The sequence below is a fragment of the Streptomyces sp. DT2A-34 genome, from assembly GCF_030499515.1.
In the GTDB taxonomy this organism is placed as follows: Bacteria; Actinomycetota; Actinomycetes; order Streptomycetales; family Streptomycetaceae; genus Streptomyces.
Genome location: NZ_JASTWJ010000001.1, coordinates 4457082 through 4472226, shown reverse-complemented (window position 1 = coordinate 4472226; position 15145 = coordinate 4457082). Strand labels below are relative to the sequence as shown.

Below are 15145 nucleotides of genomic sequence, written 5' to 3'. Positions count from 1 at the left end.
GGCGGTCGTTCTTCGGCCCGCGCCTCTGTCGTCGGCTGGGGCTGTAGCTCCCTCAGGGGCTGGAGCACTGGCCGTAGGCCGATCGCCGGTCGGGGAGCTGATCCCCAGCCCGTCGCCGGCCGGGGAGCTGCCGCCGAACCCGTCGCCGACCGGCGATCTGCCGCCGAACCCGTCGCCGACCGGCGATCTGCCGCCGAACCCGTCGTCGACCGGGGACCCGGCCGCAGGCCCGCCACTGGCCGAGAACCTGAACGCACGCCCCTGACCGGTCCGAGCTCCGGGCACAGCGCCGGGATCGAGCGGCATGCGGCCCGCAGGACCCTCGCCGCCCGGCATGTTGCCCAGCGACTTGCTGTCGGCACCCGCTCCGATCTCGGTTCCGCCACCGTCTGGAGCCTGGGCGCCATCGCCGTGCTGTGTGTCGTCTTCGGGGTCGTACTCGCCCTGGGCCAAGCTGTCGTGACCCGGCACCGTGCGGCCGGCGGTGCGGATCTGGCGGCGCTCGCGGCGGCCGATCACTGGGCGGAGGGCGGTACGGCCGCCTGCGCCCGTGCGGAGCGGGTGGCCCGGGCGCAGGGCGTGCGGCTCGTGCGGTGCGTGGTGGTGGGCGAGGTCTCGGACGTTACGGCGGCGTCTGGCCGGGGGCCGTTCGCGGCGGAGGTCAGGGCACGGGCGGGGCCTGCGGGTCCGGAGGGCGCGACCCTGCCGACGGGGCCTCCGCCGGGCAGCGCTGCGGGGACGGGCCGGCCGACGTCGGCTCCTTGACCGGTTGCGTGGCCGACGTCGGCTCCATGACCCGTTGCACGGCCGACGTCGGCTCCTCTTCGCCTTTCCCAGCCGGGGCAGCTTCGCCTTTCCCAGCCAGGGCACGCTTCCCGTTCCTGCTGGCAGCACCCTGCCCGCAGGCGGCACCCGGCGCCCCCCATTACCTTTTTGGTAGCCCCGCAATGGGGCGCCCGGCCTTCGGAGTTGGCATGACTTTCTCCCCCTGTCGATCGCATGTCTTGGGGGGTGGTGTCACCGGCTCCGGAGGCATCGACAGACCGCTGATTAGGGGCATGACCACCGGCTTCTTCGCAGGTCGGGAGGCTCTTCGTAATGTGGATGTGGCGATCGGTGCCGTGGGACGGCCGGGCGAGGACGACCGAAGGACGCACGTGATCGACGTCAGTGACATCGGCGCTTTCCTCGGCCTGGACGTCGGCAAGGGCGAACACCACGCCACCGCCGTCACCCCGGCCGGGAAGAAGGCCTTCGACAAGCGGCTGCCCAACAGCGAGCCGAAGCTCCGCGAAGTGTTCGGCAAACTGCAGGCCAAGCACGGGACCGTGCTCGTGGTGGTCGACCAGCCGGCCTCGATCGGGGCTCTGCCGCTGGCGGTGGCCCGGGACATGGGCTGCCCGGTCGCCTATCTGCCCGGCCTGACGATGCGGCGGATCGCCGACCTCTATCCCGGCGAGGCCAAGACAGATGCCCGCGACGCGTTCGTCATCGCAGACGCGGCCCGCGTCATGCCTCACACGCTCCGCTCGGTCGACCTCGAGGACGAGACCATCGCCGAGCTGGAGATGATCGTCGGCTTCGACGACGACCTGGCCGGCGAAGCAACCCGCATCAGCAACCGCCTGCGGGGCCTGCTCACCCAGATCCACCCGTCGCTGGAACGGATCCTGGGCCCACGCGTCCAACACCCGGCCGTGCTCAAGCTCCTCGACCAGTTCGGCTCCCCGGCCCAGATCCGCAAAGCCGGACGCCGACGGCTCATTGCGTTGATACGCCCGAAGGCACCGCGGATGGCCGAGCGGCTCGTCGAGGACATCTTCACCGCACTGGACGAACAGACCGTCGTCGTCCCGGGCACCGACGCGGCCGCTCTGATCGTCCCCAGCCTCGCCAACTCGCTCCGAGCGGTGCTTGACCAGCGGAAACTCTTGGCCACCCGGATCGAGGAACTGCTGGAGAACCACCCTCTTTCCAAGGTCCTGACGTCCATGCCGGGGATCGGCGTCAGGACCGGAGCCCGCATCCTCATCGACGTCGGCGACGGCCGTTCGTTCCCGACCGCCGCCCACCTCGCCGCCTACGCCGGCCTCGCCCCCACAACCCGCAGTTCTGGCTCCTCGATCCGCGGCGAACAACCATCCCGCCGCGGAAACAAGCAGCTCAAACGGGCCTTCTTCCTGTCCGCGTTCGCGGCTCTGGCCGACCCGGCCTCCCGGACCTACTACGACAAGAAGATCAGCCAGGGAAAACACCACACCCAAGCCCTCCTCTGCCTCGCGAGACGACGAGCCGACGTGCTCTTCGCGATGCTCCGCGACGGCACCTTCTACGACCCCCAACCCGCCCCATCAGCTTGACGAAACCCATAGGGGCACCCCCCCCGCGGGAGGCACCCTGCCCGCAGGCGGCACTGGGCACGCTCCCCGCTGGAGGCACCCTCTCCCTCCCCAGCCAGGGCATGCTCCCCCTCCGCGCCCGGAAAGCCGTCCGTCCCGGTCGGGGCAGCTTCCCCTCCCCAGCCAGGGCAGCAGGCCATCCGCCCCCCGTCCCGCCACGCGAGCCGTCCCCAGCCGCTTCAGGACCCGCCGTCGTTCGCCGGGGTGCCGTCCCCAGCTGGGCCAGACCCCCCACCCCTCGCCGGGACAGGCTCCCCCTCCCCAGCCGTGGCAAGCTCCCCCTCCCCGCTCACGGCAGCCTCTCCCTCCGCCGCCCCCCGCAACAGCACCGTCAGCAACCGCACAGCCCCCCTCTTGTGCAGCGGATCGTTCCCGTTGCCGCACTTGGGGGACTGGATGCAGGACGGGCAGCCGGCGTCGCACTCGCAGGACGCGATGGCCTGGCGCGTGGCGGTGAGCCAGGCGCGGGCGGTGTGGAAGGCGCGCTCCGCGAAGCCCGCGCCGCCGGGGTGGCCGTCGTAGACGAAGACCGTCGGGAGCAGCGTGTCGGGGTGCAGCGGGATCGAGACGCCGCCGATGTCCCAGCGGTCGCAGGTCGCGAAAAGGGGCAGCAGGCCGATAGAGGCGTGCTCGGCGGCGTGCAGGGCGCCGCCGAGGATCTCGGGGTTGATGCGGGCCTCGTCCAGCTGGTCCTCGGTGACCGTCCACCACACCGCGCGCGTGCGCAGCGTACGGGGAGGGAGGTCGAGTTTCGTCTCGCCCAGTACCTCACCCGTGATGAGCCGACGACGCAGGAAGGAGACGACCTGGTTGGTGACCTCGACGGAGCCGTAGCACAGGCGGCCGTCACCCCACGGGACCTCGATGTCCGTCTCCAGGACGGAGATGGCCGTCGTGTCCCGGGCGACCGTCGAATACGGCGGTGCGGCCTCCTCGACCAGGGCGACCGAGTCCTCCAGGTCGAGGGAGCGGACGAGGTAAGTGCGGCCCTGGTGCAGGTGGACCGCGCCCTCGTGCACCGTGCCGTGCGCGGCGCCCGCGTCGACCGTGCCGAGCAGCCGTCCCGTCCCGGCCTCGACGATCTGGACCGGGCGGCCGCCCCCGCCGCGGATGTCGGTGAGGTCGGCGGCCCGTTCGCGGCGCGTCCAGTGCCAGGCCTTCGTGCGGCGGCGCAGCAGCTTCGCGGCCTCCAGTTGCGGCAACAGGTCCTCGGCCTCGGGACCGAAAAGCGCCAAGTCCTCGTCCGTCAGCGGGATTTCCGCGGCCGCCGCGCACAGGTGCGGAGCCAGGACGTACGGGTTGTCGGGGTCGAGGACCGTCGACTCCACCGGCCGGTCGAAGAGGGCCTCCGGGTGGTGGACGAGGTACGTGTCCAGTGGGTCGTCCCGGGCGACCAGGACCGCCAGGGCGCCCTGTCCCGCGCGGCCCGCCCGGCCCGCCTGCTGCCACAGGGACGCGCGCGTGCCCGGGTAGCCGGCGATCAGTACGGCGTCCAGGCCGGAGACGTCGATGCCGAGTTCCAGGGCGGTGGTGGCGGCGAGGCCGAGGAGTTCGCCGGAGTGGAGGGCCTGTTCCAGGGCGCGGCGCTCCTCGGGGAGGTAGCCGCCTCGGTAGGCCGCGACACGCCGGGCGAGGGAGCGGTCCACCTCGGCAAGCCGTTCCTGGGCGATGACCGAGATCAGCTCGGCGCCGCGCCGGGAGCGTACGAAGGCGACCGACCGCACCCCCTGCACGGCCAGATCCGTCAGAAGGTCCGCCGTCTCGGCGGTTGCCGTACGGCGGACGGGGGCGCCCTTCTCGCCCTGGAGCTCGGTGAGCGGCGGCTCCCAGAGGGCGAAGACCAGCTCGCCGCGTGGGGAGGCGTCGTCGGCGACCTCGACCACCGGCAGGCCCGTGAGGCGGCCGGCGGCCACCGCGGGCTCGGCGGAGGTCGCGGAGGCCAGCAGGAAGACGGGAGAGGCGCCGTAGCGGGCGCACAGGCGGCGCAGGCGGCGCAGGACCTGGGCGACGTGGGAGCCGAAGACGCCGCGGTAGGTGTGGCACTCGTCGATGACGACGTACTTCAGCGCCTTCAGGAAGGAGGACCAGCGGGGGTGGGACGGGAGTATGCCCCGGTGCAGCATGTCGGGGTTGGTGAGGACGTAGTTGGCGTACTGGCGGATCCACTCGCGTTCCTCGAACGGAGTATCGCCGTCGTACACAGCCGGCCTCACGGAATTGCCCAGCGGATGTGAAAGTTCCTTCACCGAACGGCACTGATCCGCCGCAAGGGCCTTGGTGGGGGCCAGGTAGAGGGCGGTGGCGCCACGGCCGTTCGGGGCCTCGGAGCCGTCCAGGAGCGTCGACAGGACCGGCACGAGGTAGGCCAGGGACTTGCCGGACGCCGTACCCGTGGCAACGACCACGGAGTCGCCGTCCAGGGCGTGCTCGGCGGCGCGTGCCTGGTGGGCCCAGGGATGTTCGATTCCCGCCGTTTGGACGGCGGAGATGACCTCTGCGCGGATCCGGTCAGGCCAGACGGCATGGCGACCCTCACGCGGGGGCACATGCTCCGTATGAGTGATGCGCGAAGCCCGGCTCGGCCCGGAGGCGAGCCGGCCCAGCACCGTACCCGGGTCCACCCGGGAAACGGGGCCCGTCGGGGATCGATCGGATCGGTGATTCTTGGCCATCGGCACCGAGTGTGTCACTGGCGTGACGGACAATGGGACCAAGGCGTCGTGCACGCCTGCCGGTAAGTGATTGAATGCCATCGCGGCTGGCGAACCGTCCTGGGGGCTGTAAGCCGAGGTGTCCCGAGGGACGACCGCTCGATAGCAAGGTGCTGGAGGATCCGTGGACCTGTCCCTGTCGACACGTACCGTCGGCGATCGTACGGTCGTCGAGGTCGGTGGCGAAATCGACGTATATACCGCGCCCAAGTTGCGCGAGCAGCTGGTCGAGCTGGTGAACGACGGGAGTTTCCACCTCGTCGTCGACATGGAGGGCGTGGACTTCCTCGACTCCACCGGGCTCGGCGTGCTGGTCGGCGGCCTGAAGCGTGTGCGTGCCCATGAGGGCTCACTGCGCCTGGTCTGCAACCAGGAGCGCATTCTGAAGATCTTCCGCATCACCGGTCTCACCAAGGTGTTCCCGATCCACACCTCGGTCGAGGAAGCGGTTGCGGCGACCGACTGATCACCGGACCCGGGCCCGCCGCTGAGCGTGCCCGGGGCGGCGGAAGTTGAAAGAGAAAGGGGACCGGGCGTTCGGCAGCCCGGCCCTCCGGACAGCACGCCCGTAGTTCCGAGGGGGATGCATGGCCACCGTTGAACTCCGCTTCAGCGCGCTGCCCGAGCACGTCAGGACCGCCCGGTTGGTGGCGGCAGCGGTGGCGCGCAGGGCCGGAGTGGACGAGGCCGTACTCGACGAGGTGCGACTCGCCGTCGGCGAAGCATGCAGCCGTGCCGTCGGACTGCACCAGAGCGTCGGCATCACGGCGCCGGTGAAGGTCGCGCTGATCGAGGAGGAGAAACAGTTCTCCATCGAGGTCGGCGACGAGGCTCCGCACGCCGTCCCCGGCGAGCGGGGACCTGGCGCCGCGGGCGACGACGGCGAGATCGAGGCCGAAGAGGACGAAATGGGCCTCGCGGTCATCAGCGGTCTCGTCGACGACGTGGAGGTCTCCGCAGGGGAGCACGGTGGACTGATCCGTATGACCTGGCCGACCACGCCGCCGGCCGTGGTGCTTCCCTGAACGACCCCCGGCAAGCCGAACCTCAACGCGAAAGGGCCCTGCTCAGCAGGGCCCTTTCGCGTTTCCTGCGTCAGTACCGGGCAATTCGTGAAGGAATTCACGATCAATCTCCCGATAATTCGATCAAGAGCCAATGCTCACGTCAATGGTTTTGAGGCATTAGCGCTTTCGGGTTAGGTGGGGTGACGTCGATCATTTGCTGAACGGCACGTGAAGGCCAATTCCGTTTACCGCGCTCTGTTTTGATCAGGTTCCGGTACCTAGAATCCGTCCACATCTTGAGCTCAGCCCAAGCGTCAAGGAGGACGAATGGCGGGGCTTTCTACCCCTCATCAGCTGGACCATCCCACAACCCTCGCAGCCGCAGTGCTGACCGACGAGAACCGGATCATCATCACGGTCATCGGCGTCGTGGCACTGGCAGCGCTCGTGGTCGCCGGCGTCCTGGTGCGCCAGGTGCTCGCGGCGGGCGAGGGCACCGACAGCATGAAGAAGATCGCGGCAGCCGTCCAGGAAGGCGCGAACGCCTATCTCTCCCGGCAACTGCGCACGCTCGGCGTATTCGCTGTCGTCGTGTTCTTCCTGCTCATGCTGCTGCCCGCGGACGACTGGAATCAGCGCATCGGCCGATCGGTGTTCTTCTTGATCGGCGCCGCGTTCTCGGCGGCCACCGGTTATATCGGCATGTGGCTGGCCGTACGCAGCAATGTGCGCGTCGCCGCGGCCGCACGGGAAGCGACCCCGGCGCCGGGAGAGCCGGAAAAGGATCTCACCGCCGTCTCGCACAAAGCCATGAAGATCGCTTTCCGCACGGGCGGCGTCGTCGGCATGTTCACGGTGGGGCTCGGTCTGCTGGGCGCCTCCTGTGTGGTGCTGGTGTACGCGGCCGACGCGCCGAAGGTGCTCGAAGGATTCGGTCTCGGTGCCGCACTGATCGCGATGTTCATGCGTGTCGGCGGCGGCATCTTCACCAAGGCCGCCGACGTCGGCGCCGACCTGGTCGGCAAGGTCGAGCAGGGCATTCCGGAGGACGACCCGCGCAATGCCGCGACCATCGCCGACAACGTGGGCGACAACGTCGGCGACTGCGCGGGCATGGCGGCCGACCTGTTCGAGTCGTACGCCGTGACTCTGGTCGCCGCGCTGATCCTCGGGACGGCGGCGTTCGGCGACTCCGGGCTCGCCTTCCCGCTGATCGTGCCCGCGATCGGCGTGATCACGGCCATGATCGGTATCTTCGCGGTGGCCCCGCGCCGCTCCGACCGCAGCGGCATGACGGCCATCAACCGCGGGTTCTTCATCTCCGCGGTGATCTCGATCGTGCTGGTCGCGGCCGCCGTGTTCATCTACCTGCCGTCGTCCTACGCCGACCTCGACGGCGTCACCGACGCCGCGATCGCGGGCAAGGACGGCGACCCGCGGGTCCTCGCGCTCGTCGCGGTGGCGATCGGCATCGTGATGGCCGCTGTCATCCAGCAGCTGACCGGCTACTTCACCGAGACCAACCGCCGCCCGGTCATGGACATCGGCAAGACCTCGCTGACCGGCCCGGCCACCGTCGTCCTCGCCGGTATCTCGGTCGGTCTCGAATCGGCCGTCTACACGGCCCTGTTGATCGGCCTCGGTGTCTACGGGGCGTTCCTGCTCGGCGGCACGTCGATCATGCTGGCGCTGTTCGCGGTGGCGCTGGCCGGCACCGGCCTGCTCACCACGGTCGGCGTGATCGTCGCCATGGACACCTTCGGGCCCGTCTCCGACAACGCGCAGGGCATCGCCGAGATGTCCGGTGACGTCGAGGGCGCGGGCGCCCAGGTGCTCACCAACCTGGACGCGGTCGGCAACACCACCAAGGCCATCACCAAGGGCATCGCCATCGCCACCGCCGTCCTGGCGGCAGCGGCGCTCTTCGGGTCGTACCGCGACGCCATCACCACCGGCGCCCGGGACGTCGGCGAGAAACTCAGCGGCGAAGGCGCGCCGATGAACCTGATGATGGACATCTCGCAGCCCAACAACCTCGTCGGCCTCATCGCGGGCGCGGCGGTCGTCTTCCTCTTCTCGGGGCTTGCGATCAACGCCGTGTCGCGGTCGGCGGGTGCCGTGGTCTACGAGGTGCGGCGGCAGTTCCGCGAGCACCCCGGGATCATGGACTACAGCGAGAAGCCGGAGTACGGCAGGGTCGTCGACATCTGCACCAAGGACGCGCTCCGGGAGCTCGCGACGCCCGGTCTGCTCGCCGTGCTGGCGCCGATCTTCATCGGGTTCACGCTCGGCGTCGGCGCCCTCGGCGCGTTCCTCGCGGGCGCGATCGGCTCCGGCACGCTGATGGCGGTGTTCCTCGCCAACTCCGGCGGCGCCTGGGACAACGCCAAGAAGCTCGTCGAGGACGGCCACCACGGCGGCAAGGGCAGCGAGGCCCACGCCGCCACGGTGATCGGCGACACGGTCGGCGACCCCTTCAAGGACACCGCCGGTCCCGCGATCAACCCGCTGCTGAAGGTGATGAACCTGGTGGCGCTGCTCATCGCGCCCGCGGTCATCCAGTTCAGCTACGGCGAGGACAAGAACGTCGGCGTGCGGGTCACGATCGCCGTACTGTCGCTCCTCGTGATCGTCGCCGCGGTGTACGTCTCCAAGCGGCGCGGCATCGCCATGGGTGACGAAGACAACGCCGAAAGGGTGGCCAAGCCGGTCGATCCCGCGGTGGTTTCGTAGGCGGTCTTACGACGGCCCAGTTCAAGGGGCGGGCGGGCGGCGCGTATTGACGTGCCGTCCGCCCGCCTCGTGCTTGTTCACGCCCTTGCCGTGACCCTTCTCTCACATGGTGTAAATCGTAATAAGAGCCGCAGATGCGCCATTGGGGGCAGGGCCGTCCACCGCCCGACGTGTAAGGTCCGTTGGCCGAGAGCCACGGAAGGGACCGAACCGGTGAACAAGAAGCTCGCGGCCGCACTGTCCGGCGGTGCGGTACTGGTACTGGCGCTGACGGGATGCACGAGCGACGAGGGCAACCCGGAGCTGGACGCCTGGGCCAAGCAGGTGTGCGACGCCGTGCCCGCGCAGAACGCGAAGATCTCGGCGGCCTACGTCGCGATCACGAAGGCGGCCAAGGACACCACCAGCACGCCCAAGGAGCTCCAGCAGGCCGACGCCAAGGCCTTCCAGGACCTGGCCGAGGGCTACAAGGCGCGCGCGGACCTCATCAGCAACGCCGGGGCGCCTCCGGGGGTCGAGAACGGCGCGAAGATCCAGCAGGACGTCGTCAAGAAGCTCACCGCCCTCTCCGCGGCATACGCCGACCTGAAGAAGCAGGTCGACGGGCTGAACACCAAGGACCAGGCGAAGTTCGCGTCCGGCCTGAAGGACGTGTCGGCCGAGATGAAGCAGGTGGAGACCCAGCGCAAGAGCGCGATCCAGGCGCTGAAGAAGCTGGAGTCGGGCGACATCAAGAAGGCGCTGACATCGCAGGAGGGCTGCAAGGCGGCAGCTTCGGCGTCCGCGTCGGCCGCGGCGACCGACAGCTGAGCCACCCTCAGGGGCGGGCGCGGGTCACAATGAGGGCGTGAGTGACTCCAGCCTGTCTGCCCTGCCTGCCTCCGACCGCCCCGATGTCGCCGCCCGGCTGAGGGACGCCCTGCTCGGGGCCTCCTTCACCGCCGACGGGCTGCTAGAGCTGCTCGGCGTGCCCGCGTACACGGCGCTCGCGCGGAGCGAGACCGTGCCCGCGCTCCGGGCGACCCGGGGCGACACGCCGCTCGAGGCGCTCGTACGGCTGTTCCTGTTGCAGCAACCCGTGCCGCACGCGCGCGTGGCGGGCGTTCTGCCCGTCGACGCGTGCTTGGAGAGCGGGTGGCTGGTCCGAGTCGGTGACGACCTCGCGGCGACCGTGGACGTACGGCCGTACGGCGGGCCCGAGGGCGAGGACTGGTTCATCGTGTCCGACCTGGGGTGCGCGGTCGGCGGGGCCGGGGGCATCGGCAGCAAGGAAGAGGGCGTCGTCCTCGGCGTCGGCGGCGCCTCCACGACCCTCGCCGGCATCACCGTCCGCACGCCCGTCGCCTCCGCCCTCGACCTCGGCACCGGTTCCGGCATCCAGGCGCTGCACGCCGCGCAGCACGCCACGCGCGTGACGGCGACCGACGTCAACCCGCGCGCGCTGCACATCACCGCCTTGACGCTCGCGCTGTCCGGCGCGCCCGCCGTGGACCTGCGGGAGGGCTCGCTGTTCGAACCGCTCAAGAACGGCGAGACGTACGACCTGATCGTGTCGAACCCGCCCTTCGTGATCTCGCCGGGCGCGCGGCTGACGTACCGCGACGGTGGGATGGGCGGGGACGATCTGTGCCGGTCGATCGTTCAGGGGGCGGGGGAGCGGCTGAACGAGGGCGGGTTCGCGCAGTTCCTCGCCAACTGGCAGCACGTGGAAGGGGAGGACTGGCAGGACCGGCTGCGCTCGTGGGTGCCGCGCGGGTGCGACGCGTGGATTGTGCAGCGCGAGGTCCAGGACGTCACGCAGTACGCCGAGCTGTGGCTCAGGGACGCCGGGGACCACCGGGGCGATACGGCCGAGTACCAGGCGCGCTACGACGCGTGGCTGGACGAGTTCGAGGCGCGCAAGGTGAAGGCCGTCGGGTTCGGTTGGATCACCCTGCGCAAGGCGTCGGCCGCCGTGCCCTCGATCACGGTGGAGGAGTGGCCGCATCCGGTCGAGCAGCCGCTCGGCCACACGGTACGGGCGCACTTCGGCCGGCTCGACTACCTGCGTGCCCGCGACGACGCGGCCCTGCTGGAGGACCACTTCAAGCTCGTCGGCGAGGTCGTGCAGGAGCAGGTCGGGCTGCCCGGCGCCGAGGACCCGGAGCACGTGGTGCTGCGCCAGCACCGCGGAATGCGCCGGGCCACTCAGGTGGACACGGTCGGCGCGGGCTTCGCGGGCGTGTGCGACGGTTCGCTGAGCGCGGGCCGCATTCTGGACGCGATCGCCCAACTGATGGGCGAGGACCCGGTGTTGCTGCGCGACCGTTCGCCCGCGCAGATCAGGCTGCTGGTGGAGCAGGGGTTCCTCGAACCGGGGCGGTGAACCCGCTGGGGCCCACTGTTCAGGCGCCCGGTGAAATGAGCCACAAGAAGGACCAGGAAGGGCTTCGACAACCACACCAAGCTGTGGGCGACAAAATTCGAGTGGATCCGTGCGCCGGGACCGGAGCGGACCCGGCGATGGTGGGTGCGGCTGGTTCGCGGACAAACAGGACCGGGAACTGGACTTCAACGAGGTCGTCCGCATGATCAGCAGGACCGACGACAGAAGGCGACCGGAAAGAAGACGGCCGGAAAGATACCCGTCCCCGGCGAGACTGAGGTCGCTGAGGCAAGCGAGGCCTGCGAGGGCGACGGGCTCGATGGGGCGGACGTGGTGGTCGGGTCGTACGGTCCGGGGAGTCCACAGCCGCCGCGTCGGCCCCGCGTTCGCCTGAGGTTCGCCTGTGCGCCGTCCGCGCGTGTCAGCCTCGCCGGGCTGGGCACTCACGGACAGGAGAAAAGGGGCAAGCGGAACCATGGAAAGGGGACCGGCGATCTTCGCCGGAGCGGTGTTCGCCCTGTTCGGAGGTGGGCTGCTGGTGTGGACCGCGGTCCGGGTTCGGCAGCGCCGACCCGTCGCCCACAGTGTGAGCCCGGTCGCATCTGCGACGCTTGCGGGCCTTGTCTCAGTGATCGCGTTGATCACCGGAACATGGTGCTTCTCCCGCCTCTGAGAACGGCCCACGAGCTGCGCGGCCGATAATTGGGAGGGCCTCTTCCGGAAAGGCTCGAAAAGGCCGGTGGGCACTCCGGGCGGCAGGAATGGCGGAAGTCGGGTTACCGTTCGAGTGGCCGTTGCGGGCTTTTCCCGTTTGACAACGGGGCGGGATGTACCGTCACACTCCGCAGCGTCACCACCACCCGACCCCGGGCGCAATCGACCCTGGGGAGGCCCCAGCGTCGACCGGAGAGAAGAGCGAAGTTGTCCCCGACAAGCGAGACCGCACAGGGCGGCCGCCGACTCGTCATCGTCGAGTCGCCTGCCAAGGCGAAGACGATCAAGGGCTACCTGGGCCCCGGCTACGTAGTCGAAGCGAGCGTCGGGCACATCCGCGACCTCCCCAACGGTGCCGCGGAGGTGCCGGAGAAGTACACCGGCGAGGTCCGCCGGCTCGGCGTGGACGTCGAGCACGACTTCGAGCCGATCTATGTCGTCAATGCCGACAAGAAGGCCCAGGTCAAGAAGCTCAAGGACCTGCTGAAGGACTCCGACGAGCTCTACCTCGCCACCGATGAGGACCGCGAGGGCGAGGCCATCGCCTGGCACCTCCAGGAGGTGCTCAAGCCCAAGGTCCCGGTCAAGCGGATGGTCTTCCACGAGATCACCAAGGCCGCGATCCAGGCCGCCGTGGCCAACCCGCGCCAGCTCAACCAGAAGCTGGTCGACGCCCAGGAGACCCGCCGCATCCTCGACCGCCTCTACGGCTACGAGGTCTCGCCGGTCCTGTGGAAGAAGGTCATGCCGCGCCTGTCGGCCGGCCGTGTCCAGTCGGTCGCCACCCGGCTCGTCGTGGAGCGGGAACGCGAGCGCATCGCGTTTCGTTCTGCTGAGTACTGGGACCTGACGGGCACCTTCGCGACCGGCCGCGCGGGGGACTCGTCGGACCCGTCGTCGCTGGTCGCCCGCCTGCAGACCGTCGACGGCAGGCGGGTCGCGCAGGGCCGCGACTTCGACTCCCTGGGACAACTCAAGAGCGCGAACACCCTCCACCTCGACGAGGCGAACGCCCGCGCCCTGGCCGCCGCCCTGGAGCAGACGCAGTTCGCCGTCCGGTCCGTCGAGTCCAAGCCGTACCGCCGCTCGCCGTACGCCCCGTTCCGTACGACGACGCTGCAGCAGGAGGCGAGCCGCAAGCTCGGCTTCGGCGCGAAGGCCACCATGCAGGTCGCGCAGAAGCTGTACGAGAACGGCTACATCACCTACATGCGTACGGACTCCACGACGCTGAGCGACACCGCCGTGGCCGCCGCCCGCGCCCAGGTCACGCAGCTGTACGGCGCCGACTACCTGCCCTCGTCCCCGCGGACGTACGCCGGCAAGGTCAAGAACGCGCAGGAGGCGCACGAGGCGATCCGCCCCTCCGGCGACCGCTTCCGCACGCCTGCCGAGACCGGGCTGACCGGCGACCAGTTCAAGCTCTACGAGCTGATCTGGAAGCGGACCGTCGCCTCCCAGATGAAGGACGCGACCGGTAACTCGGTCACGGTCAAGATCGGCGGCACGGCGGCCGACGGGCGCGATGTCGAGTTCAGCGCGTCCGGCAAGACGATCACCTTCCACGGCTTCCTGAAGGCCTACGTCGAGGGCGCCGACGACCCGAACGCCGAGCTCGACGACCGCGAGCGCCGGCTGCCGCAGGTCACCGAGGGCGATGCCCTGAGCGCCGAGGAGATCACGGTCGACGGGCACGCCACCAAGCCCCCGGCCCGCTACACCGAGGCGTCGCTGGTCAAGGAGCTGGAAGAGCGCGAGATCGGCCGCCCGTCGACGTACGCGTCGATCATCGGCACGATCCTCGACCGCGGCTATGTGTTCAAGAAGGGCACGGCCCTCGTCCCGTCCTTCCTGTCCTTCGCCGTGGTCAACCTCCTGGAGAAGCACTTCGGGCGGCTCGTCGACTACGACTTCACCGCCAAGATGGAGGACGACCTCGACCGCATCGCCCGCGGCGAGGCCCAGTCCGTGCCGTGGCTGAAGCGCTTCTACTTCGGCGAGGGCACGCACAACGGCGGCGCGGCCGAGGCGGGCAACGGCGACGGGGACCACCTCGGTGGCCTCAAGGAGCTGGTGACCGACCTGGGCGCGATCGACGCGCGCGAGGTGTCGTCCTTCCCCGTCGGCAACGACATCGTGCTGCGGGTCGGGCGCTACGGCCCGTACATCGAGCGCGGCGAGAAGGACTCCGAGCAGCACCAGCGGGCGGACGTGCCCGAGGAACTGGCCCCGGACGAGCTGTCCGTCGAGCTCGCGGAGGAACTGCTCGCCAAGCCGAGCGGCGACTTCGAGCTCGGCGCCGACCCGCAGACCGGCCACCAGATCATCGCCCGCGACGGCCGCTACGGCCCGTATGTCACCGAGGTGCTCCCCGAGGGCACCCCGAAGACCGGCAAGAACGCCGTCAAGCCGCGTACGGCCTCGCTGTTCAAGTCGATGTCGCTGGACACGGTGACGCTCGAGGACGCGCTCAAGCTGATGTCGCTGCCGCGCGTCGTCGGCACCGACGCGGACGGCGTTGAGATCACCGCGCAGAACGGCCGCTACGGCCCGTACCTGAAGAAGGGCACGGACTCGCGCTCGCTGCAGTCCGAGGAGCAGCTCTTCACGATCACGCTGGAGGAGGCCCAGGCGATCTACGCCCAGCCCAAGCAGCGTGGGCGCGCGGCCGCCAAGCCGCCGCTGAAGGAGCTGGGCGAGGACCCGGTGAGCGGCAAGCCGGTCGTGGTGAAGGACGGTCGCTTCGGGCCGTATGTCACCGACGGGGAGACCAACGCGACCCTGCGCTCCGGCGACAGCGTCGAGACGATCACCCCGGAGCGCGGCTTCGAGCTGCTCGCCGAGAAGCGTGCGAAGGGGCCCGCCAAGAAGACGGCGAAGAAGGCCCCCGCGAAGAAGACGACCGCCAAGAAGGCCGCCCCGGCCAAGAAGACGGCCGCCAAGAAGACCGCGGCGAAGAAGACGACGGCCGCGAAGAAGACGACGGCCGCGAAGAAGACGACGGCGAAGAAGACGGTCGCGAAGAAGGCGACGGCTTCGAAGTCGGCGAGCGAGGACTGAGCCGGGAGGACCGGACTCGCAACAGGGCTCTCCCTGCGCCCCGTTGAGGGTCCGGTTCTTCACTTCCGGTTCGCAAAACGAACGCCTCGGCATCAGTTTGGTGTCGGGGCGCGCGTACGTCCGGGCGCGCGCGCCGGTCTGTCAGTGGGTCCCGAT

The 15145-nt window shown here is 69.8% G+C and carries 10 protein-coding genes; 9 read left to right on the top strand and 1 reads right to left on the bottom strand.

The features are described 5' to 3' along the window. Nucleotides 1-261 precede the first annotated feature (261 nt). Both QQM39_RS19645 and QQM39_RS19640 read left to right on the top strand, forming a co-directional pair. Complete coding sequence (locus tag QQM39_RS19645; protein ID WP_367669696.1) at nucleotides 262-765, top strand: Rv3654c family TadE-like protein; 504 nt, start codon at nucleotides 262-264, stop codon at nucleotides 763-765. A 392-nt stretch (nucleotides 766-1157) separates the two neighbouring features. Further along, on the top strand, nucleotides 1158-2360 hold the full coding sequence (locus QQM39_RS19640) for an IS110 family transposase (RefSeq protein WP_302003481.1): 1203 nt from the start codon (nucleotides 1158-1160) through the stop codon (nucleotides 2358-2360). 218 nt (nucleotides 2361-2578) lie between these two features. On the opposite strand, the gene QQM39_RS19635 is transcribed toward QQM39_RS19640, so the two are convergent. Further along, nucleotides 2579-5152, bottom strand: coding sequence for a DEAD/DEAH box helicase (locus QQM39_RS19635; protein ID WP_301998360.1), 2574 nt, complete (start codon nucleotides 5150-5152; stop codon nucleotides 2579-2581). An 82-nt stretch (nucleotides 5153-5234) separates the two neighbouring features. Between QQM39_RS19635 and bldG the strand changes: the two genes are divergently transcribed. The 7 genes from bldG to topA all read left to right on the top strand — a co-directional run bounded on the left by bldG (nucleotide 5235) and on the right by topA (nucleotide 14989). Further along, nucleotides 5235-5576, top strand: coding sequence for an anti-sigma factor antagonist BldG (gene bldG / locus QQM39_RS19630; protein ID WP_003975386.1), 342 nt, complete (start codon nucleotides 5235-5237; stop codon nucleotides 5574-5576). 121 nt (nucleotides 5577-5697) lie between these two features. After that, nucleotides 5698-6135: an ATP-binding protein gene (locus tag QQM39_RS19625; RefSeq protein ID WP_301998343.1), complete on the top strand. Its 438-nt coding sequence runs from the start codon at nucleotides 5698-5700 to the stop codon at nucleotides 6133-6135. A gap of 309 nt (nucleotides 6136-6444) precedes the next feature. Then, entirely contained in the window at nucleotides 6445-8850 is a 2406-nt protein-coding gene (locus QQM39_RS19620) for a sodium-translocating pyrophosphatase (protein ID WP_301998341.1), read from the top strand. A gap of 213 nt (nucleotides 8851-9063) precedes the next feature. Continuing rightward, nucleotides 9064-9660 (top strand): small secreted protein, encoded by a 597-nt coding sequence (locus QQM39_RS19615; protein WP_301998340.1) that lies wholly within the window; start codon nucleotides 9064-9066, stop codon nucleotides 9658-9660. A gap of 37 nt (nucleotides 9661-9697) precedes the next feature. Beyond that, nucleotides 9698-11215 carry a class I SAM-dependent methyltransferase gene (locus QQM39_RS19610; protein WP_301998339.1) on the top strand — a complete coding sequence of 506 codons (1518 nt, stop codon included), beginning with the start codon at nucleotides 9698-9700 and terminating at the stop codon, nucleotides 11213-11215. A 475-nt stretch (nucleotides 11216-11690) separates the two neighbouring features. Continuing rightward, nucleotides 11691-11888: a hypothetical protein gene (locus QQM39_RS19605; protein WP_301998337.1), complete on the top strand. Its 198-nt coding sequence runs from the start codon at nucleotides 11691-11693 to the stop codon at nucleotides 11886-11888. 248 nt (nucleotides 11889-12136) lie between these two features. Next, nucleotides 12137-14989: a type I DNA topoisomerase gene (gene topA, locus QQM39_RS19600; RefSeq protein ID WP_301998335.1), complete on the top strand. Its 2853-nt coding sequence runs from the start codon at nucleotides 12137-12139 to the stop codon at nucleotides 14987-14989. The last annotated feature ends 156 nt before the right edge of the window (nucleotides 14990-15145 follow it).